At 27.9% G+C, this 843-nt stretch carries 1 protein-coding gene; it reads right to left on the bottom strand.

What is annotated here, in order from left to right; translation table 11 throughout:
• Positions 1-123: 123 nt before the first annotated feature.
• A complete protein-coding gene (locus tag N5E64_RS15640) occupies positions 124-618 on the bottom strand; it encodes a hypothetical protein (protein ID WP_280038322.1) in 495 nt (164 codons plus the stop codon).
• Between the last annotated feature and the right edge of the window lie 225 nt (positions 619-843).

Genomic DNA, 843 nt, shown 5'->3' on the forward strand with positions numbered 1-843 from the left:
CTATATCTTAAAGCTACACTTCGAAAACTCCATAATACATAAAGCTACTCCGGTTCCGTTCAACGGGCTTTCATCTCGTGCCCTCCGGGCAAGACGAAAGCTTAGTTATTGTACGCAGTTTTTTTAGTTTATTTTTATTCCAAGTCGTTTCTGAATCAGAATTATTAAAAAAATCAAAATTATTCCACCAATTAGTATTAAAGGAATTTTAGTTTTATCCTCTTTAATTTGTTTATTTACACAATTTAGATTTATATATTCTTTTGAATTTACTCGAATTGAAACGACACTTTTAATATTGTTAAAAAGAAATTTTGCATTTTTATCAATTTTTATTTCGATATTTTGGTTAGGTTTTACGTCTGAAATAAAGTGTTCATAATTAAAACATTTAGTGTACTCAGGAATTATTTTTAGAATTTTTGGGTTGTTTTCAATTTCCAAATTATAAGAAACACTTACTTTTCTTTTAGGTTTGTTTCTATGAATCGATTTGTAAGTACCTGTTATTATTTCAGTTTTATCTAATTTTATATTACTTTTTGTTAATGAGTTGTAAAGAACAAAACTCAAAGCTAAAAATACTAAAATATAAAAAAAGGTGTTGAATATTTTCACTAAAATTCTTTTTAGAACGGTTTTTTTTCAAAATTGCGGACAACGGAAAAAGTATTGGCGAAGTGCGGGCTTAATTTGAACGAATGTTCAAGTTCAGACCAATCGTAGCCAATATTTTTTCAATGGAACTAAACTAATAAAAAAATGTGGAATTGGAAAATATTGGCGGCTAAAAAAGTAGAGTAGTTCAACTTTGACTTTAACCCCGCATTTTGCCAATACAAT

Source organism: Empedobacter sp. GD03739, assembly GCF_029843245.1.
In the GTDB taxonomy this organism is placed as follows: domain Bacteria; phylum Bacteroidota; class Bacteroidia; order Flavobacteriales; family Weeksellaceae; genus Empedobacter; species Empedobacter falsenii_B.